The organism is Paenibacillus sp. JT22N12 (assembly GCF_056269365.1).
The window spans coordinates 207,664-232,231 of the sequence record NZ_JBWDNU010000001.1; the positions used below are offsets into that span (position 1 = coordinate 207,664).

17 protein-coding genes are annotated in these 24,568 nt (G+C 50.7%); 5 read left to right on the forward strand and 12 right to left on the reverse strand.

From position 1 onward, the window contains the following. Positions 1-19 precede the first annotated feature (19 nt). From AC0YOA_RS00780 to AC0YOA_RS00795, 4 genes are all read right to left on the reverse strand, one after another. The gene (locus AC0YOA_RS00780) at positions 20-1,141 is read right to left on the reverse strand and encodes an ABC transporter ATP-binding protein (RefSeq protein WP_475784978.1); all 1,122 of its coding nucleotides are present in this window, start codon (positions 1,139-1,141) and stop codon (positions 20-22) included. Positions 1,142-1,320: 179 nt separating this feature from the next. After that, entirely contained in the window at positions 1,321-2,199 is an 879-nt protein-coding gene (locus tag AC0YOA_RS00785) for a helix-turn-helix domain-containing protein (protein WP_475784979.1), read from the reverse strand. 19 nt (positions 2,200-2,218) lie between these two features. Further along, a complete protein-coding gene (locus AC0YOA_RS00790) occupies positions 2,219-4,366 on the reverse strand; it encodes an MGH1-like glycoside hydrolase domain-containing protein (protein WP_475784980.1) in 2,148 nt (715 codons plus the stop codon). 217 nt (positions 4,367-4,583) lie between these two features. Beyond that, positions 4,584-7,751: an S-layer homology domain-containing protein gene (locus AC0YOA_RS00795; RefSeq protein ID WP_475784981.1), complete on the reverse strand. Its 3,168-nt coding sequence runs from the start codon at positions 7,749-7,751 to the stop codon at positions 4,584-4,586. A gap of 530 nt (positions 7,752-8,281) precedes the next feature. Here AC0YOA_RS00795 and AC0YOA_RS00800 point away from each other — a divergent pair. The 4 genes from AC0YOA_RS00800 to AC0YOA_RS00815 all read left to right on the forward strand — a co-directional run bounded on the left by AC0YOA_RS00800 (position 8,282) and on the right by AC0YOA_RS00815 (position 13,449). Then, positions 8,282-9,625 (forward strand): ABC transporter substrate-binding protein, encoded by a 1,344-nt coding sequence (locus AC0YOA_RS00800; protein ID WP_475784982.1) that lies wholly within the window; start codon positions 8,282-8,284, stop codon positions 9,623-9,625. A 161-nt stretch (positions 9,626-9,786) separates the two neighbouring features. Then, positions 9,787-10,869 (forward strand): GerAB/ArcD/ProY family transporter, encoded by a 1,083-nt coding sequence (locus AC0YOA_RS00805; protein WP_475784983.1) that lies wholly within the window; start codon positions 9,787-9,789, stop codon positions 10,867-10,869. After that, positions 10,859-12,301 carry a spore germination protein gene (locus tag AC0YOA_RS00810; protein ID WP_475784984.1) on the forward strand — a complete coding sequence of 481 codons (1,443 nt, stop codon included), beginning with the start codon at positions 10,859-10,861 and terminating at the stop codon, positions 12,299-12,301. The genes AC0YOA_RS00805 and AC0YOA_RS00810 overlap by 11 nt, the downstream gene beginning before the upstream one ends. Beyond that, entirely contained in the window at positions 12,298-13,449 is a 1,152-nt protein-coding gene (locus AC0YOA_RS00815; protein WP_475784985.1) for a Ger(x)C family spore germination protein, read from the forward strand. The genes AC0YOA_RS00810 and AC0YOA_RS00815 overlap by 4 nt, the downstream gene beginning before the upstream one ends. Positions 13,450-13,591: 142 nt before the next feature. Here the strand turns inward: AC0YOA_RS00815 and AC0YOA_RS00820 are convergent, their stop codons facing one another. Next, positions 13,592-15,451, reverse strand: coding sequence for an LTA synthase family protein (locus AC0YOA_RS00820; RefSeq protein WP_475784986.1), 1,860 nt, complete (start codon positions 15,449-15,451; stop codon positions 13,592-13,594). 212 nt (positions 15,452-15,663) lie between these two features. On the opposite strand from AC0YOA_RS00820, the gene AC0YOA_RS00825 reads away from it, so the two are divergent. Continuing rightward, positions 15,664-16,770, forward strand: a complete 1,107-nt coding sequence (locus tag AC0YOA_RS00825) for a GerAB/ArcD/ProY family transporter (protein ID WP_475784987.1) — start codon at positions 15,664-15,666, stop codon at positions 16,768-16,770. 292 nt (positions 16,771-17,062) lie between these two features. Here AC0YOA_RS00825 and AC0YOA_RS00830 read toward each other — a convergent pair whose 3' ends face one another. The 7 genes from AC0YOA_RS00830 to AC0YOA_RS00860 all read right to left on the reverse strand — a co-directional run bounded on the left by AC0YOA_RS00830 (position 17,063) and on the right by AC0YOA_RS00860 (position 24,348). Continuing rightward, positions 17,063-17,674, reverse strand: coding sequence for a nitroreductase family protein (locus AC0YOA_RS00830; RefSeq protein WP_475784988.1), 612 nt, complete (start codon positions 17,672-17,674; stop codon positions 17,063-17,065). A gap of 76 nt (positions 17,675-17,750) precedes the next feature. After that, the gene (locus AC0YOA_RS00835) at positions 17,751-18,572 is read right to left on the reverse strand and encodes a GNAT family N-acetyltransferase (protein ID WP_475784989.1); all 822 of its coding nucleotides are present in this window, start codon (positions 18,570-18,572) and stop codon (positions 17,751-17,753) included. A gap of 310 nt (positions 18,573-18,882) precedes the next feature. Further along, positions 18,883-19,089, reverse strand: coding sequence for a hypothetical protein (locus tag AC0YOA_RS00840; protein WP_475784990.1), 207 nt, complete (start codon positions 19,087-19,089; stop codon positions 18,883-18,885). A gap of 609 nt (positions 19,090-19,698) precedes the next feature. Further along, complete coding sequence (locus tag AC0YOA_RS00845; protein ID WP_475784991.1) at positions 19,699-20,955, reverse strand: cytochrome P450; 1,257 nt, start codon at positions 20,953-20,955, stop codon at positions 19,699-19,701. 402 nt (positions 20,956-21,357) lie between these two features. After that, entirely contained in the window at positions 21,358-22,152 is a 795-nt protein-coding gene (locus tag AC0YOA_RS00850) for a Nif3-like dinuclear metal center hexameric protein (protein WP_475784992.1), read from the reverse strand. 272 nt (positions 22,153-22,424) lie between these two features. After that, complete coding sequence (locus tag AC0YOA_RS00855; protein WP_475784993.1) at positions 22,425-23,075, reverse strand: succinate dehydrogenase cytochrome b558 subunit; 651 nt, start codon at positions 23,073-23,075, stop codon at positions 22,425-22,427. Between the two features lie 88 nt (positions 23,076-23,163). Then, positions 23,164-24,348 (reverse strand): NAD(P)/FAD-dependent oxidoreductase, encoded by a 1,185-nt coding sequence (locus tag AC0YOA_RS00860; protein WP_475784994.1) that lies wholly within the window; start codon positions 24,346-24,348, stop codon positions 23,164-23,166. Positions 24,349-24,568: the final 220 nt, after the last annotated feature.

Below are 24,568 nucleotides of genomic sequence, written 5' to 3' on the forward strand. Positions count from 1 at the left end.
TCCCTCCACATGCTAATCGTTACTGCATTAAATTTTCACCTGTATCGGTATCGAAATAAAGCGCTTTCCGCAGATCCAGAGTAAGCGTTACTTTCTCGTTATCATCATAGGTCTGATCGAGATCAGCGCGTGCGATGAACAGATTGGATGCCCCGATATCCGCATACAAAAAGAGATCAGCTCCCATAAACTCGCTGATTTTATGGCTGCCTGGAATTTGCGAGCGCGGGTGCGCATCGCGGTAGGCCGGGTCCAGATGCACATGCTCGCTGCGGATGCCGATCGTGACGACCCGGTTGACTTTTCGCTTCTCGATCAGCCTGTTCGACTGGCTTTCCGGGATGGCGAGCGCATACTGCTTCGTATGAAATTCCAGCTGGCCTTCCGGACCCTCAAGCAGCTTCCCTTCGATGAAGTTGATCGGAGGGCTGCCCATGAATCCGGCCACGAACATATTTGCCGGATTTAAGTAAATATTTTGCGGCGTATCGACCTGCTGAACGATGCCGTCCTTCATCACGACGATACGGCTGCCCATTGTCATCGCTTCGACCTGATCATGCGTCACATATACCGTCGTGACGCCAAGCTGCTTATGCAGCTTGATCAGCTCGGTCCGCATCTGCACCCTCAGCTTCGCATCGAGATTGGAGAGCGGCTCATCCATCAGGAACACCTGCGGGCTGCGCACAATCGCCCGGCCAAGCGCGACGCGCTGGCGTTGGCCGCCGGACAGCTCCTTCGGCTTGCGCCCGAGAAAATTTTCGATTTCAAGCGTACGCGCCGCTTTCTTGACCGCCAGATCGATCTCATGCTTGGGCAGCTTGCGCATGCGCAGACTGAACGCGATATTCTCATAAACATTCATATTCGGATACAGCGCATAGTTCTGGAACACCATCGCAATATCGCGATCCTTTGACGGCAAATGATTGACCAGCCTGTCCCCGATAAAGATTTCGCCCGAGGATATGTCCTCAAGTCCCGCGATCATTCTTAATGTCGTCGACTTCCCGCATCCAGACGGACCGACCATAACGAGAAATTCCCCGTCCTTGATCTCCAGATTAAAATCCTTTACGGCATATAATTTGTCCTTGCCGTAGCGTTTCTCCACATGGTTCAGCACAATGCAGCCCACTGCTCGCACACCTCCGTTTTTTCTTGCTTCGTACCCATCCGCCCTATATAGGAATGCAGCCCGGTAATGAGAACGGTTTCAAAACTATCATTATGTGTTCTCATTATATATGGGCCGCCTGCGCGAATTATAGGCGATGCTTGCCCATTCTATAGGTGAATCGCGCTTTGCAAGGGATGTTAATCGATTTTCGGTTCCTGGTAGTTCTGCCGGTACTGCCTCGGCGTAACCCCGGTTTTTTTACGGAACAACGCATGGAAAAACTTCATATCCAGATATCCGACCAGATTGGCCGTTTCGTGAATGGAGATATCGGTGGATTCCAGCAGATCGCAGCATTTCTGAATCCGGATATTCTGCAAATACTGGATGAACGTCAGCTCCGTCGACTTTTTGAACAGCCGCTGAAAATGGCTCACGCTCATATAGAAATGGTCCGCAACATGCTGGGCTGTAATATTCTTGGAGTAATTATTCTTGATATAATGCAGGACATCCTCAAGCTTGTTGCTCGGAGAAGGCGTGAAATCCCGCTCCATCTCCAGACGCTGCAGCAGCATCAGCATCTGGATGAGCGAGGTGGTCAATATGATTTCACAGCCCTGGTTCCGTTTCAAATACTCCCAGTGCATATTATGGAACATGCCCTGCAGCGTATTGTGCTTGTCGTGGAACTGCAGCCATCTTCCCTTGCGCTCATGGGGGTAATAGATCATGCGGAGCATCTCTGAATCCTCGGCGAAATAATGCCTCCAGTTCTCAATCGCTCTATTGCGGAAAATACAGTTATACACGACGAGCACTTTGTCGCGCTCCGGAGAGGATGGACGGAATACATGGGAGGTGCCAATCGGGATTAGAAACAAATCCCCCTGCTTGACGGGCAGCACTTGATCCTCAATATAATGGAAGCCGCATCCTTCTCCGACGATGCAGATCTCGACAAAATCATGCGTGTGCTGGCAGAGGGAGAACGACTCCTGTTGACGGTTCACGAATATATCGATGTCGAGGTCAAAGAACCGTTCGCCCCTGAGCTCCTTCACTCTTCCATTCACCTTGCTCGCCCCTTTTCGCTTACGATCGGATTTCCCGTAAAGGCAGTTCGAACCGGCTAAGCCGGCCGCTTGAGAAAACAAGCTTGCCATTAACAAACAAACGGTATCCTTCTTCGATATCTGCCGCATCCGGCGCGCTTCCGGGCTTACGGTACGTAATCCGGATTTCCGCCCCTGCGGCCCGGACCCGCTCCAGACAGAAATAATCCAGCCCCGTATCGATTGGATCCAGAACGAGCCGGTCGCTCTCTACGGACAATCCGGCCACATGCGTGATCAGCAGATCAATATAAAAGGAATGATTGTATTCCTGCTCGTCGCTGAGCGGCTCGCCGGTGGCACTGTTGTAATGCTCGACAAGCCCGGGCTGGCTCAAGTCCCGGTTGAAGAAATGCAGGAATGAATATTCGCGCAAATAATGGGCGAACTGGCGGTCAAACAGGTGATCGCGCCGTTTGCTCTCCTTCGCCAGCGCATCAAGGACGATGGAATTGGTATACGGCCATGTCGGCCCGTCCCATACGCAGCCGTTGCGGCCTTTGACAAAATGGCCCATCCAGCCGCCGTCCTTCGAATAGGCCGGGCAATCGGCGGATACGGACGGAAACGGGCAGCCCGTATCGAACTCGCCCCGCTCGAACAAATGACCGATCAGCGCGTCATGATCAGTGTCTATGATTTGCGCCCATGCCGGATAGAAGCCGACGATATTTTTGACCAGCGCCTTCTCGTCGGTTTCGTGATGAAGGTCGTAGAAGAAAGCGCTCTCTTCATCCCACATTTTTAACAGAATATCGCTTTTGATCGCCTCTGCCCGCCTATGGAATTCCTCCGCTTCGGGGTCCTCAAGCTCTTCGCACAGCCTGGCTACCGCAAGCGTATTCAAATAATGGTATACCGTCCGGTCCACTCTCTTCACATGCGTATAGGTTGCCGGATCCTTGGGGTTTCTCGGGAATTGGTGGAAGTACCAGTAGCTCGGCTGATATTCTTTTCCCGTCCTGGTGTGGCGGTATTCAATCATCAATTCGTCGCGGTCATTCCCGTGCGCCCGGCTCCAGGCCGGCAGCTGCGCCTTCAGGGACGGCAGCAGCGCCGCCATGGCCTCCCGGTTCCGGTGCACCAGATAGAGCTGATAGGCGGCCCAGCAGGAGAAATTGGCAAAGGCGTGCATGACGGTGTCGACGGTCATACAACAGAACATCCCGTCCTCGTTCGGATTTTCCTTCATATTATTGAAGGGGCCTTCACTGTAAGTGGAGTCGTGGTACCAGCGGGCATCCATCACGTGCAAGGGGACGGATAAATTGATTAGCTTGCAGAATTCCCAGCCCCCTTTGCTGAATGGGGATTTGCTTTTCTTGTGGGATCTGCCTTCATAGAACAACGGGGATTGCAGATTCCCGTACTTGGGTTCGGCCAAATTATGACGGAGCAGAAACCAGCGGTAAGCCCAGGTTCTGTTCAGCAGCTCATCGCTGCAGCTGAAGGCCGGCGCCCGGTCGAACCACTGGCTGTAAGCCTGTATATAATCGGAGAAGGCCTGCTCGACTGGCCGGTCGAGGGCATAGGCGCCAGCCCTCCGCTTGAGCAGCTCGGGCTCATCCTGCCCGTGGATGCCGAGGGCGGCCGCGATTGCGAAGGTTCTCGTCTCTCCCGGCTTCAGCCGGAGCTCGGTTAACAGCTTCGCATCGCTAAGTGTCAACGCCGCGTCGATATCGAAGCTTAGGTGCGGTACATGAAATGTGCCGTAAAGCCCGCCCTCTGGCGTTGTATGGAAGAGGTCACCATACGTGGAGAGGCGCAGAACAAGCTCCTCGGTATCCTTGTTGGTCCAGGTCTGAAAGGATACGGCACAGTCGTCCCATGAAATAAATTTCCGTTCTTGCAGCGAGAAGCGGACACCTTCGTATTCCATCCGCATATGGCTCGGATACCAGCGGGCGCGGCAGGGCTCGTAATTGTCGGCAGCGTCTGCCGATACGGAGTACAGCAAAGGAATATTGATCTTGTGAATAAAATCAAACCGGCCGCTAAAGCCGGGCCGGGGCTCCAAATAATCGGCCCATAAACGGGCTCCCGTCGAACCGAGCAATAAAGACCCGGGAAGCGTGCGGAGCGATTTGCTGACGCCGCCCAATTGCTCGTCCAAGCCGCTTGCGTTCATGAAGAATCCCCCATTTCACATTTTACAATGTCGTACATATCTTCAAAATCAGTATATATCACTTGCTTCCCTCTTCATTGGTGGATTCTGCTCGAACTATGGGGGAATCCTGCTTTTCATGGCGGATATTCGCCCCGATTCTGTCCCTATTCGCCCTATATCACATGTGAAATACCCCTGCCGGATGCCGGCAAGGGTATGATGGCCTTTCCTTAACTTACTGGACGGATATGAAGGTTGAATACGTTTTGCCGTCAGGCGTAATGGCTGTCAGCGTGAAGTCTTCCACATTATTGTCAATCGGGTTGCCGCTGCCTGGCTGGTAGACAATCCGGCCGCCGCCGTCGATGTAGAGAATATCCTTCATGGCCGGAGCGGTATTCGGCCTGAAGTGGATGTCGCCAATCAAATAGACAATGCCGAAAATATCGTTGTAGCGCGCCAGTTTGTCATTGTCGAAGCTGTCTCCGAATTGGTCCTTGACCGTGATCTTCTTCATCAAATTCGCGTTCCAGGGCAGCAGACCGTTCAGCTGCGCGCTGTCGACGACATTCGCCGACTTGTCCACCTTCACTTCCTGGATCGCCGGGCGTTCATATTTGACTTCCACTTCCTTGCTCAGCGTCCTCGCCCCTGTCGGCGAATCGAAAATGACGGTGACTGTCGATTTGCCGGCATTCAGGCCGATGATCCGGTTCACATCGTCGTCTCCGATCATATCGGGATTGGCCGATCCGATGCTTCTGACGATATTGGACGGCAGAGTCACCTCGCGTCCCAGCTCATCCTTGGCGCTGATTTCGATTTCTCTGGCAAATACGTCTTTATTTTCAAACAGGTAGGTGGCATCGGTAACGCTCCTGATCACCCCATGCTCGTAATAATATCTGCCTGCCGCAAACAATGCGTCATCCAGATCCATTTCATACGTTAACGCCTGGCTGCCGCCGAATACCTCGGCAACCGACGAAGCTGCGGCCAAGGTGCCGATAACCGCTCCGCCGGCGTCAACCCGCACCAATGAGGCCTTCAGCCGGTAGGTCCCCATCTTGAGAGGGTCTGCAACGAAGGTGACGCCTTTGCCCGAGCTGTCATTGATTTCACGGCGGATTGCCGGAGCAGCTTCGGTCAGAACGGCAGCGCCCTTGGTCGTAATCGCGCCGGACTCACCGCTGACCCGCTCCAGCTTGTAATCGACTTTGTAATCGGGGAGCGTCGTATTTAATTGGTCTCCGTACTGGTCGAGAATCTTGAATTTGACCTGGTGCTCGGTACCGGGAAAGAGCAGATTATTGCTGTCTCCGTCAAGCTCGACCGAAGCCGGCGTCCTCTCCCTCGCCTGCTCAATATTGAGGTTGAACGTCTCCATTTTGGAGGAATACGGCAATAGAATGGAAATAAAAGCAGGTCCATAGTTCATGACGCGGGCAATCCGGATTTTCCCCCTGTCGGAGCCGGTCGCCTGCACGGCCGTCTGGCGAACCGCATTGGGCGTCACGCTGTAATCGGTCCGCGTCGACGGATCGGACTCCAGCACCAGCTGATTCGAACCGGTTACCTGGAGCCGGCCGGTTGTCTCGGCATTGACGATATCCTCGGGAGACAATTCCTTGCCTTCCGCATCCTTGACGATAATCGGGATATATTCGTCTTCGTCACCGATCGTCAGAGTGTCGGAATAATCGAATTCGACCGAAGCCGGTATTTTGGAGAGCACGACTTTCAGGGTAACGGACGCAGGCTCGCCATAGATCCGGGAGAGCAGCATCAGGTTTACTTGCTTGTCGACCTTCACGTCGGGAGAAACCTCAAGCGACAGATCGACATAACCGTCATCGTCATAATCGAAAAACTTGTCCAGCGACGGTTTGTCGTTGAAAATTCCCGGTTCCGAGAACACCGTATCGATGCCTCTTTCTCCGCCCAGAAGCTCGGGATCGGTTACGCGGAAGCCGTACTGATCATAGGCGGCAAATAACAGATAAGCTCGGCCGCCGGGCTTGAGCGCGGTATCCGCTCCAAAAAACTTAAGATCGCCTGCTTCCACCTTTGAAACGACAGGCAGGTCCCCGACGGTGAAGACTTTGGTGACAGGCTTCAGAGAGGTGTCCGTTAACGGCTTCCGGAACAGAATAATCGAGATCCCTGCACCTTTGGGCAATCGGCTTACATCCAGCTGAAAAGCCTGTTTGCCCGGCAGCTGAACCGCATTCACGTCCGCTCCGGTCGCCTCGATTTCAAAATCGCCGGCCGTCCAATCGGATGTCTCGCCGTATTGGTTCGCCGCTTTGAAATCGACGATCACCTTGGAGCGCGGCAATATATCGGAAGGAGCGGCAAATGCCAGTGTTTCCAGCCGTTCGTCCTCCGCGTCGAATTCCGCTTCCGCCCGGTCAACGGTTCCTTCGTCCAGGCCGGACAGCTTAACTTGATATTTCCCGTGAGCCAGCTTATCGTCCAACGTAATGGTCGCGGACATGTTGTCTTCCTCCCACTCGGTTTCCCCGGAAACCTCATCTCCGCCAGCAGATGCGGTCAGCTTCGCCTTTTCGGTATCGACCTCCTGGCTGAGCTTGACGGCTACCTTCCTGGCACCGGAAGCCTTCGCTTCCAGAATGGATACTTTGCCCGCCTCCTGAATGCTTGCAAGGAACAAATTCCGCGCCTCGTAAGCGGCCAACGCCAGTTCATAGCGGGTAACGGGCGATGTACCCTCGAATGTGCCGCTGTCACTGGCGGGAAGCAAATTCTTCTCCAGCGCAAATGTGGCATACGTTCGCGCCCATGGACTGACTGTAGCGTCATCGGACGGATCGGCCTCCCTGGCCTCGGCTTCCATGCCGAGTCCCCGGATCAGAAACGCCGCAAGCTCCTGCCGGCTGACCTTGCCGGACGGGTTGTAGCGTGTGGTATCCGAGCCGTAGCCGTTGGTCAGCTCCGCTATTTTGAGGGCTTCAATATAGGGCAGAGCGTACCCATTGGCTTTATCGTCCGCTTTGACATCGGAGAAGCTGGAGATTGCCAGCTTATCGTCAACAGGCAAAGCGAATATAAGGGCCGCCACTTTTGCGAATTGCGCGCGGGTCATGTTGAGGTCCAATCCGAACAGGCCGTCGGATATCCCTTTGAATACACCCGCTTCGATCAGCGTGCCGAACTTCTCCTTAACATCCGCGGGAAGATCCTTTAAATCCGTAAAACGGTCTGCCGCGTTCTCCGCCGCACCCGTTTCCGGGCTTACGGCAGGCGCCTCTTCCTCTACCGCACTTGGTTCCGGGCTTACGGCAGGCGCCTCCTCCTCTGGCGTGTCCTCTTCCGCCGCTGCGGGCGAAGCAAATACGGATAACAAAAGCATGATAGCCAGAAGCCATTTGATACTTCTCATCGATTTCTACATCCTCTCAGGCAAAATATCTTCAGATAAGCGCTTACAAAAACCTATTTTTAAGAATCCCCCCTCAGGTACTGCAGGCCTCTTGAATTCCGCGCTGCTGCAGAATCTTGCATTGTAATGAATATAGGATAAATTGTATATGTCCCGTTCCGCGGCATTATAGGCTGACTCCATCGTTATTATAGGCTTTTTCACTCTCCCGCCGCTGCTGGCATTCTCTCATTTTGCCGGCTGGCGGGAGGAACGGATACATGATGGGATACGCCTATAATTTGAACAAATACCCCATTGCCGGCAATTTCCATTGTAGATATGTTTAATAGACTTCCACTGCCGTCCTTCGCCTTTTCAGGATATCGCGCAGCTGGTTGAACATGAATTCATGTCAGGGGGTGATCGTGATGAAGCTTTATTTTTGTAAGCGCTGACATATTCCGTCTATCAATCTATGACTCCGCTGGCGGTTGCCCGATGAGGAATCTTCCCGATGCATACAAACATTTTGGAGGTCTGAACGGATCATGAAAAAAATTATCAGTATCGCGCTCTTGACGGTTATGACGATAATGGGGGCGGCGGCTTGTACCGAAGAAAACGGCGCGGAAGTAAACAAAGCAAACATCGTAAACGAGGTATCTCAAGAAACGGCGGAAACATCCGCTAATGAGCTGACTATCTTTACGGCATGGCCTGCATTCTATGTCAACGAGGACATATACGAGAAACAGGTCGGCCAATATATCAAAGCCAAATTCCCCGATGTTACGTTCAAGCATATTGCCTGGAACGATGGTACGAGGTATGAGGATTTGATCGCCAAGGGCACGATACCCGACATTGTATTCGATGAGGTCGGCCGCAATACGTACAGGCAAATCCGCAGATTTAAGATGGAATACGATATGACCGATCTGGTCAAAAAATACAACTTCGACACCGGCACATTGAACCCGGCGGATTTTCAGCATTCCGTCAATACATCGGACGGCAAATTGTACTCGCTTCCGTTCAATTCAAACGACTGGGTGCTCGTATATAACAAGGATATTTTCGACCAGTTCGGCCTGGACTACCCCAAGGACGGGATGACATGGGATGAAGCCTATGAAATGACCAAAAAGCTTACCCGTCAGGTCGGTGATATCACCTATAAAGGCTTTCAGATGAACCCCGCCCACTATATGAGATTCAATCAGCTCTCAGAGCCCGCGCTTAATCCCAATGAAGACAAATCTTCCATGGTCTCGGACAATTGGTTGAGGATTTTAAGCAATATCAGGGCGTTCTACGAAATTCCCGGCAATCAGCTGGTGAAAACGAATGAATTCGTTACGGGGAAAATTGCGATGATTGTAGATTCACTGGAGAACGTCAATAAATTGCTCGACGAGAACAAGGATTTGAACTTTGACATCTCATCGGTTCCCGTATTTCCCGATGCGCCGAAGTCCAAATTCCAGCCCGATACGAACGGCATGTTTATTACGAATCAGTCCGCCGACAAGGATCTGGCGTTCCAGGTCATCCAATACCTGCTGTCGCCGGAGTATCAAACCGAATTGTCCAGGCAGGGTGTCATCTCGCCGCTTGCCGATCCGGCTGTTCAGGAGGCATACGGAAAGGACGTGCCCGGTTGGGAAGGCAAGCATCTTCAATCGATTTTCTATTTGGGCGGTGCTATGCCGCCTGCCCGCAAGCCGAACCTGACCTATATCTATGCCAATACGGATATGGTTTGGAAGCTCATTTCAACGGAATCCAAGGACAATCAGACTGCGCTGAGGATGGCTGACGAGGCCATGAACAAAGCAATCGAGGAGACGATAGTGATCCATAAGGAAGGCGGGATCAGCCCGCATGAGTAATGGGTAAACAGGTTGGCATTCCCCGATAGGGAGCGTACGAATAACGAGGTTAGCCGGCATCATCCGGTTAACCTCGTTTTGTTTCTGCATAAATTTCATGCGGCGGCAAATAATACCAATGACGTCCAGACGATCACAATGATCGGGGGAACAATTAAACCATGATTTCACAAAAGCAGCTGGTGTCTCTGCTGGTATTAATCATTTGCTTCAACAACTTCGGTGTTTTCAAAATGATGACAATGATCCATGGACAGCGGGATGCCTGGATTGGCGTACTCCTGTCGTCAATACCCGCCTTGATTTGGGCTTTCGTACTGGCCTGGATAAGCCATCGCATGTCCTCGAACACGATTCAAGATTGGCTGAAACAACGTGCGGGCTCATTCATAGCCATGCTGGTTACAGCGGTTCTGATGATCATTCTGCTGCTAAATTTGTATGTCAACATGACAGATCTGGTACATTGGGTTAACATCTGGTTTTTGCCCATTACACCAAATTTCATTGTTGTACTCATCCTAAGTGTTCCGGTATTGCTGGGCAGTTTGCTTGGGCTGCGTACTTTAGCCATTGCTACGGGCGTGTTGCTCCCGATCGTGGTCATCCTCTTTGTGGTTCTGCTCTTCGGAATATTCAAATTCCTTCATTTTGATGAATTGGTTCCACTCCTGGAGGGGGGATGGACACCGGTAAGAGGATCAATATATTCCTCATTAGTAAGCATGTCAGATTGGTTTATCCTGATCGTCCTTACTCCCTTCGTGAATACCAAATCCAAAATCAATTTTAAAACCGTTTATGTTCTTCTTATTGTCCATGTCATTACGCTTGTTGTTCCAATCGTAATTTCTCTCAGCGCATTTGGGATTATTGAGTCGATTCAGCAGCGTACCCCCATTTTCGAGCAATGGAGACTGGCAACCTTGGGAATGAATTTCTCGCATATCGATTCATTCTCCATCATTTATTTTTTTTCAGTCAGTCTCATCAGACAATCTCTTTTGTTATTTGCCGTCTGTTCGCTGATGCCTAGAAAAACAATGAGTCCTTCTATTGGAGGAATGGTAGTCATCTGGCTGGCCATCACATGTGTATGCGTGATGTCTACCGATGATTTGAATTTTATTCAGCTTTCCGTTCGTTGGCATGATCTTGCAATGGGCTTGGGATTCGGCGCTGCTGCATTGGTATTCTTTCTTTTAAGCTTCCGGAGAATGAGGGTGAAACCAAGTGCCGAATAAAATTCAAATCACAGAAGAAGCAGCCCGTTCTTTTTTTGCTCAATGTGAGGACGTTACTGTTAAAAAAGCTGCGATAACAGACCATCCCGCTGGGGGCCCGTTCATTATGTACTGCGACGGGTTGATCGACGATAAACAGATCAATGAGGTGGTTCTGCCGCTGCTGCACACATTGTCTGAAAATCGGGAAGAAAAAATCCCGGTATGGATGAATGCGGAGATACTGGATGACACAATCTCCTTCACCCGGATAGCGGAAGATATCTTTGCAGGCCATTTTGTGATCGTATTCCCTGACTCCGATCCTTTTGCTCTATCCGTTGATATCGCTATGCGCCCGGAAAGATCAACCGAGGAATCGAATACGGAATCTTCGGTCAAGGGCCCCCGGGACGGATTTACGGAGCAGCTCGGCACAAATGTCGCTTTGATCCGCAAACGGCTGCGCTCCCCCAAGCTGGCCTATAAACGCTATGTCATCGGTACGAGAAGCAAAACGGAAGTAGGACTTTTGTATTTTCATGATTTGGTATCACCTGAGATCATTGCAGAGGCGCAGCGAAGGCTGCTTTCGATACATACCGAAGGTCTGATTGGCTGCAACCAACTGGAAGAAGCGCTGTCAGAGTCTCCTTATCATTTAATCCCGCTGGTCAATTATATCGGCAGACCCGATTTTGCGGCTGACAGTTTGTTAAACGGAAGATTTGTCGTATTGATGGATGGGTCGCCTATGGCCATTATAGCCCCAATCAATATAGCAACCTTGTTAAAGTCGCCAGAGGATGAAACTGTATCGTTCTATTTCGCCGCATTTCAGCGCATTATCCGCTACAGCGGACTGGTAGTTTCGTTGTTTTTGCCAAGCTTGTTTATTGCATTAACGGACTATAACATCGAACAAATCCCACTCTCCTTTCTGGCCACCATAGCCATTTCCCGGATCGGAATCCCGTTTTCCACGCCGTTCGAAGCTTTTCTGATGGTTGGCATGTTTCAACTGTTCAGAGAAGCCGGTGTTCGGCTGCCAAAGGCTGTAGGCGGTACTGTGACGGTGGTGGGCGGTCTTATCGTAGGGGATGCGGCGGTTCGCTCAGGATTAACTTCTCCGACCATGATCGTCGTGATCGCGACAACCACGATCGCTGCGTATACGTTGGTTAACCAAACATTGGCCGGTTTCGTTGCCATTCTCCGGATACTGCTGATGATTCTTTCATCGCTATTTGGAATGGTGGGATTTTATCTGGGGTTTTATTTAATCATCATTTATGCATCCTGGTGCAAATCATACGGTATGCCGATTCTTTCCCCTGTCTCTCCTTTAAAATCCCGGGATATCCTCCCAGGGCTCCTTAAGAAACCATGGAGCAGGAAGAGGAAGCCGCAGGATGTGCAAGCCTATGTACCTGAAGGAGGCGGCGAGACTTGAAGTGGAAATGTAAAATGGCTGTTTGCATCCTTGTACTGGTGTTATCGACAGGCTGCTGGGATTCGAAAATCGTTCAAAATTACATGTATATCTCGGCTCTCGGAATTGATTACAAGGATAAGGAATATACCGTTTACTTTCAGTTCATGGATCTTGCCGGGATTTCAAAATCGGAAAGCGGCAGTTCAAGCCAACCCAAAAACACCACATGGATTGGAAAAGCAGCGGGTCCGACCCTCAACATGGCTTTTTATAATATGATTAAACTATCACAGCAGCCTATTCTCTGGAGCCACATCAAAATGATGGTTTTCACGCCAGCTGCCTTGGAAATTGGAATAATGCCTCTGACTAAGGGAGTAACCGGCCAAAGAGATTTACGTTATACTTCCCAGCTTTACGGTACACAAAGCAATCTGGAGGAATTGTTTTCTATTTCCACAAATTCCAATACAACCCTGATCAATTCCTTGCTCATGAGACCTGGACAGGTTTTGAAGCAGTATTCCTATTTCAAGCCTGTGAACCTGCAGGACTTCCTGTTGAATGCGAATAAAAATTACGCCACCTTTGCCATACCGGTTGTTGCTATCAAGGAAGGAACCTGGTCCAAATCGGAGTCCGGCAAGGATCAATCTACCCCCGTAATTGACGGCGTCATGATGCTGCGCGGAGAAAAATATAGAGGTTCTTTTGACGGTGCGACGGTAACCGGCATGCGCTGGTTGAACACAAAAGCAGTCTTCGATCCCCTGCTGCTAAAGAAGGGCGAACGGAATGTCGCTATCCTTCAGATGGAGCGACCGGAAGTAAAAATCCAATTTGCCAACCTGGATAAGAACCCGGTCTTCAGTCTGCATCTAATATTTTCGGCGACAGTAGTCGAAACGTTAAGCAGAGACAGTGAAGGCGAATTCAAACCACTCGCTGAGCAGCAAATCAAAGCAGATATTTTGGAGACATACAAGTCGACAATCGCTAAAGATGTGGATTTGTTTAACGTGGAGGAGATTTTTCACCGAAAACATCCGAAGCAATGGAAGGAATGGTTCCAGAGCAACCATTTCACATGGAACAAGGATTCCCTGACATCGGTAAACGTGAAGATCAAAATGAAGAATGCCGGCACGAATTATTTGGGAGAATAAGTACCTGCACCGCAATAAACAAAAACAGGACGAAGCGGCGCCAGTGCCCTGCTTCGTCCTGTTTCTTGTTTGTTCAAGCCGTTCAATACTGAAACGATCCTGTTCCGCTGGTCACGCAGCGGATTTATGGTCCATAGGCCGTCTACTGCTTCCGGTCAGGCAGCTGGATGACGTAGCTGTCGGACATATTCAGCAGCTTGAGCGCCCGGTCAAATTGATCCCGGGTAGCTTTGGAGGCGGGATCTCCGAGCCCGGGAACCGGATAATTGGAGCCATCCTCGAACCCTTCGCCCGGCAGGAAGATCGACTGGTCGTTGATCAGCGAGCCGGAGGGCAGGTAATAGCGCTGAGGCAGCAGATTGGTAGTCTGGTTCAGCAGATCCTGCCCAAAATGAATATGATTCTGCAGCGGCGCGCCGGTCAGATTTGCTACCGTCGGCAGAATATCCGATTGCGCCCCTGTCTGATTGAATATCTCCGGCTTTGTGACGCCAGGAGAGGCGATAATAAGCGGAATGTTCATCATATCGGCATAGCTGTACTCATGGCCGTAAATTTCCTCCATCAGATCCATGTCGTCATGATGGAGCGAGTACATGGGAAGGCCCATATGATCGCCGTACACGACGAGAACGCTGTTGTCCCAGACGCCGCGTTTTTTCAAATCGTCAATGAACAGGCCCACCGCGTAGTCGGCATAATTTTGCGCGCGGATATAATCGCCGACGAGTGTGCCCTCATATCGTTCGGGCAGCGTCATTTTGTATTTCCGTTCCGGAATGGTAAAAGGATGATGCGCCGTCATCGAGATGACCTGCGAGTAAAATGGCTTGCCGCTGTCGTTCATCCGCTCCAGCTCCTCGGCCGTCTTCGAGTACAGCACCTCGTCCGATGAGCCAAAGAAAATGGTATCGTCAGTTCCGAAAAAGCTCTGGTCGTAATAATGCTCGAAGCCAAGCGCCTTGTACAGGTTGTTGCGGTTCCAGAATTCGATGACATCCGTATGGAAGGTCGCCGTCTGGTAGCCCTGCGAGGCCATAAGCTTCGGCAGGCTCGGCAGCTCCTTGTTCGCGTACATCATCGTAGCCGGCCCCTGCGGCGGGATGTAGAAGGAAGTGTTCACGACGAACTCGGCGTCTGACGTGTTGCCCTCCCCCACCTGCTGGAAGAAATGCGGAAAGTAAAAGTTGTCATGGGCCAGCTTGTTCAGATTCGGCGTTATTTCCTGCCCGTCGATCTTGAGATCGATCAGGAAGTTCTGGAACGATTCCAGCTGCAGAATAATAAGATTTTTACCCTTAGCGGCGTTCCAGTACTGCGGGACAGCAGGCTCCTGCACATTCTTGAGCCTGTCGATGGCGTCCTGCGTAATCTCCTGCGGATCGATGATTTCTTCATTATTCTTGGCGAACAGCGAGTACACCTCATAATTCAGAATACCCATGTCCTCGGCTTTGACGATTTCATTCATGCTGGCGCGGTTTGGGTAGATGCTGAAGAAGCAGAGAACCAGAGACACCACGAACAGAACCGTAGCCGCCTTCCGGTTCACGCCGCGCGTCGCAATCCGCTTCCATATTTGCGCTGTCTTTTTGCGGAACAAGACGAAGCCAAGGACGATAATATCCAGAAAGATAAGCAGATAATAAGGATCAAGAAGCGAGAAAGAGCTGTTCTTCACCGCCGTGACTTGATTAACCTGCTCCAGGGCATGATAGGTAACGATAACGCCATAATATTTGTAATACATAATAACCGCGAAAATAATCGCTGTCACGAACAGGTTGGCCGTCATATACAGCCCGAGCTTGCGCTTGACGGCGAACATCTCGATCACGCAGAACAAGAGCCAGAAGAAGGGCAGCTCGGTCACCAGCATCTTCCACGAAAGACCCCCGTCGAAAATCGAAAAATAGGCAATCGCGCTTTTTAACAGCAGAATAATTGTAAAAAAAATGAACGGTCTTACGCGCAGAAGGCGCGCAGGATTGAAAAAAGACACAGAATACTACCTTCCTTTCAGTCGCCCTATGATGGCAGCATAAAAAATAAATAGGACCTGAGCAGTCTATTAATAGAATCCATTATGATCCTTCTGATAGAGGATGTCAAAGTGAACAAACTCCACATTTGTCTGCATCTGCATAATATCCGCCTGCCGGCAAATAATATCAATATGCGAGAGAACCGATCCATAGAGGGGGCCAGAAAAGCATGAATCATAAAGATTTTGTGAGCCCTTCTCAAATGGCCTTGCTGCTGCTTGCCTTTACCCTTGGCTCCTCCATCGTCTTTATTCCAAATCCGGTCATCCATGCTGCCAGCAATAGTGCCTGGATCTCTGTCGTCATCTCCGGAACAGCTGGCATTCCCGGACTTCTCAGCGTCCTTTATCTGTACCGGATCTATCCGGACAAATCCTCCATCCAATATCTGGGGGACATCTTCGGCAAATGGATCGGTACGGTCTTTGCCGTGCTGATGCTCCTTGCAATCGTACGAATGACCGCCAATATTGTCATAGGAGTAGGCGCTTTCTTTACTACCACCATGATGCTGGGAACTCCTTTGTATGAGTTTCATGTCCTCATTCTTCTTGTTGCCGCTCTCACGGCACTGGCCGGAATCGAAGTGACTGCCCGGTTATTCAATCTGTTCCTCCTGGTAATGCTGGCTACAATCATCCTCATTTTGCTTTTTGGCATGGGGAACTACCATCCGGCTAATTTGCTTCCTCAGTTCACGGGCGGCATATCGCCTATTTTGCATGGCGCAATCATCAATTTCGGTTTTCCCTATTCAGAGATTTTCACATTTTCCATACTGCTTTATTTTGTGCGTCCTGCCAGGAATGAACCGCTTGGCAGACTTCTGTTTTCCGTATACGCCCTTAACATGTTGATCTTTATCCTGGTCGTCTTATGCGCTACTATGACGTTTGGAAGCGGGGCAGGCCATCGTAATTTCACCTTGTACGTGATGGCACGCGTGACTCATATTTCCGGATTTGTCGAAAGGAGCGACGCGATTGCCGGTATTACGCTGATTGCAGGATCCTATATCAAAGCAACAATCGCTTTAATCTCGCTCAGCTCGGGGATCGCTCATCTTCTGAAGCTGAAGGACAGCAGGTCCGTCATCCTTCCCCTGGTACTGCTGTTGCTATTTATGTCACTGACCACGTACTCGACTCAAATGGAATCCAGTATAACCTGGTATCTCATCGTGCCTGCTATCAATATGTGCGCTACAATCCCCATTATTCTGGCGGCGGTTACCACCATGATCAAGCGCGGCTTCAGGAAGAAGGGCACATTGTGACGGTGATGAAGCCTGCGTCGGATCCGGGGCCTGGATTCAGAAGCTGGCGCTGTCCTAAGAGGCTACCGCTTTCAGGGGCTGGCCGACGGGAAAACGGATCTGACCGCATCCAGCTGCAAAGCAAAAACAGGACAAAGCTGCGGCAATCGCCCTGCTCTGTCCTGTTTCTGGTCTTATCTAATTCACGATCAATTTCATAGTGATGCCCTGTTTCATATGAAAGACCGGTTTGATCCTCATTCATGTGGCTTTATCAGCCTCGCGTTGGGCTTTGCAGATGGGACTTACCGCTTCAGGATCCTGCTTTGCCTTCAAAAACGACTTCGCTCAGCGGCCTGCGGCCATTAGGAACTTCCCTAAGCCGGACCGCTTCCGGCAATTCGTTTTTGTCGCCCTGATAGCCAATGGCTATTACGGCATGCAGCTCGTAGTTGTCCGGGATCTGTAATGCTTCCCGCGCCGCCTGACGGTCAAAACCGCCAATCGCATGAGTGGACAATCCCTTCAGGGTCGCCTGCAGCGCCAAATATCCCCAGGCGGTTCCGCTGTCGAAGGCATGAGGTCCATTGGGATCGCCATTTTCACGCAGCGTATCGGAGGCAATGACAACAAGCACAGGCGCACTGGACGCCCAAGTTCTGTTGAAATCGGTAAGGAAGCCATGGAACACTCGCAGATGCTCCTCCGTCTTCGCCACAATGAAGCGCCATGGCTGGTCATTGTAGGAGGACGGCGCCCAGTGTGCCGCTTCGAGCAGGGTGTTCAGATCCTCGTCGGATACTTGTCGATCGGAAAAAGCACGAGGAGACCAGCGGTTCAAGAACAAAGGGGCGATCTCATGTTCCGATTTCCGGTTTGCTTGAACCTCCTCGGTAAGCGAGTCGACGATTTGATAGTTGCTCATTGCTTAAACACACCTTTCCAATGGGATTTTGTCTAATTACATTTGTATTTTATCACATGTAGGAGCGGGAGAAGGCTTAAAGTTGGTACGAATAATAATCTTGCGCATGTACCGCCTTGAATCCCACAGATTCATATAATCCCAGAGCATGGTTGTTTTTCGTTTCAACCTCCAGATGTACCGAATGACCGGTTGAACGTTGATCCTGTATGACCCGGCGCAGCACTGCTCTGCCTATCCCCTTGCCCCTCTGATCAGGCAAAATGGAAAATCCATAGATCCACGCCTGCCCATCTTTCCGGCTCACACGAATTTTCCCTACTGTCTTATCGTTCACCTCAATCATAAACATATCGGTCTCTTCGTCGCCCTCAACCCTGCTTTCCATAGCTCGGGCATCTGCTTCGTCAATTCCGAACCCTGTGACCGATAAATGCACACGCATGTCAAAATCCTCTGCTGCCGCATGCCTGAGAGCAACCCCCTCAGCGGCATCCAGCGGCCTTTCCTGCCACTCCATTTGATGTTCGGAAAACGCATAAACAGCGCCTTGTTTCTTTAAAAAGGCTTTTGCCGTATCCGACCCTGCAGGAGCATTCAACAATATTTTTTTGTATCCGTTATGCCTGGCTGTTTCCATTCCCTGCCGGAACAATTGCTGGAGATATCCCTTCCGTCGTTCACCAGGCTTTACCATACCGCATACTTCAACTGTGGAACCAAAAGGGTACAAGCCTAGAAACGCCGCGAGTTTGCCATTCTCATAATGAATAAAGTCAAGCTGATCCCCTTCCCGATTTCTCAGCATTCCCCAATTAAGTTTGAGCTGCAACTGATCATGCGTTTCACATTCGTGCTGCAGTTGTTCAATATCTTGCAATTGCTTTGTCGTTAACATTGTATTCTCCTTGTTTATGAATTTTAAATAAGGACTGGTTCATTTACTCATTCCACTGGCCTTCCAGCTAAATTAATACAAGTTACTTGAATAAGCAAGAGGAGCGAATGAAAACATGATTTAATATTCGATTTTTCAAGGATACAGAAGTAATGAAAAATTCATATGCTGCCGGGAAAAGCCTGGAAGTCAGATATACTCAAAAAAGCATTAACCCAATTTATATAGGCTAGTGTCGCTGGGCATTCGCTGAGCATAAGATATCCCATTAGAAAATTCGATTACTGGAGGAAATGATATGTCTTTTAATTCATTTGATCATCCTGCGAACTTTTGGTGGAACCGCAGCATCCTTGGCGGCATTCTCGGCGGCGGCTTCCCGGGCGGCATTCTCGGTGGCGGGTTCCCGGGAGGCTTCCCCGGCGGCGGCTTCCCAGGGCATGGATTCCCCGGCGGCGGATTCCCCGGCGGCGGATTCCCCGGCGGCGGATTTCCCGGTGGCGGCTTCCCGGGGCATGGATTCCCCGGTGGTGGCTTCCCCGGCGGCGGATTCCCGGGCGGTGGCTTTCCCGGCGGCGGATTTCCCGGCGGCGGGTTTCCCGGCGGCGGATTCCCCGGCGGTGGCTTTCCCGGCGGTGGCTTCCCCGGCGGCGGCTTTCCCGGCGGCGGATTCCCGGGCGGTGGCTTTCCCGGCGGTGGCTTTCCCGGCGGTGGCTTCCCGGGCGGTGGCTTTCCCGGCGGTGGATTCCCCGGCGGCGGGTTCCCGGGCGGTGGCTTCCCCGGCGGCGGGTTCCCGGGCGGTGGCTTTCCCGGCGGTGGATTCCCCGGTGGTGGTCCCGGCGGCGGCGGCCCCGGCAGGTATCTCCCCAGCGGTGAGGAATTAGATAAACAGGTTGAAGTACCTGTTATTAGGGAGCAACAACCCGGCCCTCGTTCAGCCGCGCCCATCCTATAATAAAAAACACCTGTTTCGAATGGTTGTGATGGCTCGTCGCTCTCACATTAACCATGGAACAGGTGTTTTCCTTACTTATGCCGAAGAAAAATTGATTTTAATTAATATACATAATATTTAATATAGTTAATTTTTAATCTAATTAATTATACCATCTAGAAATGGAAGTCCTCACTTTCGTCTGATATGACTCATCTCGAAGCCGCTTCCAGGTATTGATGGCATCCGTCTCAAACTATACCTTAGCTTCTGTTCAGGAACTTCAAATTCAATTTTGTTAACCAGGAAATCCAGGCTCGCCTTCATGATTTCGACTGTTACGCCTTCGCCCGGGCAGCGATGCCCCTTGTCAGGATCGCCTCCGCCCTGGGGGATAAATTCAAACCAGCCGCCTTTCCATTCCTTAAATCTCTCCGGCCGGAATTCTTCCGGGTTACTCCAGATTCTGGCGTCATGATTAATACCGTAGATATCAAGAATGGCAAGGGTTCCCTTCTTGAATTCATAATGCTTCCATATAAAGTCCTCACGCACCCTTGCCCCCAATATAGGGACAAACGGGTAATAGCGACGAACTTCCTGTGTGAACATTTCGAGATCGTCCCCGCTGCCGGCGCGCAGTTTTTCTTTCCATTCCGGATGCTTATACAGCGCTAAAGCTGAAAATGTGATAAAGGTTGCTATCGCTACAATCGGCCGCAATACGTTTATGAGTTCTACTGCAGCTATTTGGGTGTCCAGCTGACTTCCATCAAGCGCCTTGTAGAAAGACATCGAATAGAGTGCTGAATCCTCCTGAGCCTTCAGCTTGCCTTCCCGGACATCTTCAATCAACGATCTGATCCAATCCTCAGTCCGGTTTCTTGCCAGCCTTCCTCGCAAGTGACGCAGGCCGACCGCTCCAAAAGCATCAACCATCGCACTGAAGTCGTTTGCCCTTTCTTTGACTTCTGATTCCTGCAGCGGAACACCTGCCCAAATGCAAGCTGTCCGGCATAGAATTTCCTTCGCTTCTTTAAAAAGCACCACTTTATCGGCGCTTTCCCACTTGCTGGAGGCAGTCTGCCACTGCTCCATGGCAAGCTCGGCAAGCCTTTTCTGATGCGGCGGGGTCAAGAGTGATAAAAAAAGCAGCCTCCGGTGGATGTGCGCTTCGCCATCCATTGTCTGGACGCCATTCGCGCCAAACAACGATTCCTGCAGACGCTTGGGCAAGGCGCCTTTGCGCACAAACCGTTCCGGATCGTAAAACACTTTCACCGCTTCTTCTCCGCTCATGCAAATGACCTTCTGTCCGAGCAAATGCGTTACAAATATATCGGACTTATATTTCTCCATCCGATTTGGAATGAACAAATACCCTTCCCGCATCAGCGCAAGCGTGTGATCAAGACCATGCTCGTGCGGAACCTGCTCTTTCGTTAACATAATCGGTTCATCTCCTGAATTTCAAGTAAGCGGCTCCAACGCTGCTGCACTCCATTGTTTTCCTTGATATTTTGTTATACCCCACCGCGCCCGGAAATTATTCATGATCGGTGCATCCGACCGGTATAAAGAAAGCTAAGAAAAAGCGGCTTCTGCGTCCCTTGTTGGCTTCGTTAGCATCTTCCTCGAAAATATCAAAAAGGGATAAGACATCTTTATTCGGACATTTAAGAAGAACCGGCTTCGCCGTCCTTTGGCGGCAAAGTTAGTTTCTTCCCTCAAACCTTATAGAAATTTATAGCCGTGAAACTTATAAATTCTATAAGGTCAAAAAAACGATACCATAACTGGCATCGTCCTTGAACGTATTCCCTTTGGCCCGGTGAACGATTCGGGCTGTCGTCAAATGCGCTGAACCGCAAGCGTGCTCTCCATGAAGGCTATCTGAAGCTCGGGGAATGCCTCGTGCAGCATCTCCACAACGGTCAGCATGCCAGCCTCCTCGCTCTTCTGATGACCGGTAATGATCAGCGCTTTTGCAAGTCCCATATCGGAAGCGTCCCTTACATATTCATTCGTCTCCCATTCATTCGTCTCGCCAACGATCAGCAGATCGATATCACGGTTTCCAAGAAATTCAATATGCCGGCGGCCTCCGGGCGCTCCGGGCATCAGCCCAAACCGCCTCACCGGCAAGTCGGGATCTCCGGCTATCAGCATGCTGTCTATGCCAAGCCTGCTTTTCATATGCGAGGCGATGCTGCGGACAGTGTGCCGCTCGCTCGAAGGAGGCGTAAGCAGGTTTATTTCTGCCGGATCCGAGTATGCTTCCCACTCCAGCTTCTTCAGCATTCCGGTGAGAATGCCGTCCGGTTTGTAGGAATGGACATAATCATGCAGCCGGAAGATTGCGACGCCAGATTCCTCGATAAGCGCACGTTTTCTCTCATAAACCGCATTCCCGCTAAGCCAGGCACCCTCATCCGTATGATTGTAATAGGTCGGTTCATGAGTAATGATCAGATCTGCGCCTGATTCAACGGCCTGCTTGATAATCGCATAAGTGGTCATGAACACAACAGCCACTTTCCGGACCTCGGCATCCATGCGCCCGCTCTTCAGCGTATCGACGGTCGGATCGAGACATCCGACAGGGCCCGTGAGCCGATCCAGCACCATCTGTACAGTAATAGTCATAATGGATTCCTCCTTGGAATGATTGCTTATTTAATTAGTTTACGTTTATTGGCCCATGATAAGCAAGGGCAGGTCAGTTTAGCCAACACGAAACCGGCTGAAGCCGTCCTTAGGCGGCTTGGGCCAGTTCCTTCCCTCCGAAATATAGCAAAGTAAGGAGGAATTTTATACCTGCTTATATTTAAAAAAAGCCGCCTTTAGGGCGACTTATCGGATGGCAATAATTTTCAGACCCGATGGACCCCCGTTCCGGAGACGGTTTCCTATCCGCATCATGCCAAACCAGCCGCTTCTTTGAATTCATCGCCAGTGAAGGCAAGGAGGGAAAGAATGAACAACGCCGACAGAAGCACGAATACGGCCATACAAATAAAAGAGGAGATTTTTTGCGCTCGCGGGGTAATCGTGATGCCCCAACTGATCAGAAAAGCCCATAGACCATTGCTGAAATGGAATACCGCCGACAATACGCCGATAACGTAAATGACAAAGAACGCGGGATTCGTGGTGATTTGATGCATCGTCGAACCAAGTTCCTCATGCGTGATATTGCCCATGTAAACTTGAAAACGGATATTATAAAAATGCCAGCACACGAAAATAAACGTAATTACACCGGTAATACGCTGCACCGTGAAAGCCCAATTTCGTCCGTACGAATATTGCCCCGAATTCAGATTGGACTGATAGGCCATGTACAAGCCATAAATGCCGTGAAACAAAATCGGTAGATAGATCACAATAAACTCAAGCACTGGCAAAAGCGGCAGGCTGTTGATGAAATGCACTGCGCCCGCGAATCCTTCAGGCCCGCGCTCAAACGCTTGATAATTGGCCAATGTGTGTACAAGAATGAAGCCCCCGAGCGGAATGACCCCAAGCAGCGAGTGCAGCTTGCGCCAATAGTACGAGTTTCCTTTCATTTTCCTATTTCTCCTTTATAGAGGCTGCTTCCCTTTTCGCTTGATTCAAAAGGGATCTGAACAGAAGGGATGACAATTTCATTGCCCTTTATTTCTGCAGGCTTGCCGCGTCCCAGATATATTTTTTTATACGCCAGCCCAGCTTGCCTGTTATAACAAAGTCGATTCCCCATTTTTGTGCCCAGGTCAATCCTTTCCCAGGACCCAAACCAATGCAGAACGCATCCATATAACTGGTATGCACAGGTGCGGAAAGTCCTTCAAGATCAGCCGCCAAAATCTTGCCGAGCCTTGCCGCTTGGGCGATCGCTTCCTTGCAGGTCATCCCGTCTGCCCGCCCGGTGTGCGGATCTACAGCTTTGGCACAGTCGCCGATGCTGTATACCCCTTGCATGCCTTGAACCCGATAGCTTGAATCGATCATCACATACCCTTCCCCAGTGACCGGCAGGCCAATTTTACTCAGCATTGGGTTGGGCTGCAGCCCCAATGTCCATACGCATAAACCGACAGACTGCGTCTCACCGCTGGCCAGTGTTAGTTTCCCCCCAGTTTCCCGGAGCACCCGGCTCCCGTGGACGACCCTTACTCCACTATCCAGGAGCAAACGCTCCAATTTCAATCCAACCTTGGCAGGGCCCTCCGGAAAAAGCCTTTTATTCGTATTGTATAAGTTGATTTTCACCTTATAAAGATCAAGTCCGAGCTGCTCGGCATCTTTACGAACATAATAAGCCATCTCAGAGGCCGTCTCCATACCGCTTATACCTGCTCCCGCGATGGCAACGGTCATCAATCGATCACGCTCTCCCGGATTGGCTTCCGTCGCAGCCAGTTTCAAATTTGCACGCCAAACGTCCCGGATTTTCAGCGCGCTGTCCATTGTCGCAAGCGGCAGCCCCCCTTGCTCGGGGTCGGGCTGCCGGACGATACTGCCGGCAGCTACGACAAGCATGTCATAGTTCATTGCATGCTCTGTTCCGGTTGCATTGCGCAGCAGCAGCTTTTTCTCTCCCGCTTCGATCTTCACAACTGCAGCCTGTACAATTTCTACCCCTTCGGGAAACATTTTTGCAAAAGGGATCTTGATGTCTTCATTCGTCACAGCTGGCCTGAACAGCAGTACCTTGCGCAGATGATAGGGATTCTTGTCGATCAGGACGAGCCGTAGCTGATGTTTTCCTGATTCATCCCTGAATGCTTTGCGAATCTCCTTCACCGCATGAATGCCCGCATGTCCGCCGCCAACGACGACGCATGTCAATTCTTTCATCTTAATCACTCCTTAAATGCGTTTGCAGATAAAACGATACAGGAGTAATTTTTGTGACATCCATGACGATAAGTTTTAAATAAAAAATAACGCGAAATATTTGGTATATAATGGGAGTTCATATGTACAGGAGAAGAAAAAGTGAGGGAGTCTGCTGAGCGTTCGATGCTGAGGAGGCAGGGATACGGCTAAAAAGATTGGCGCCCTGCAATTTAGAGCT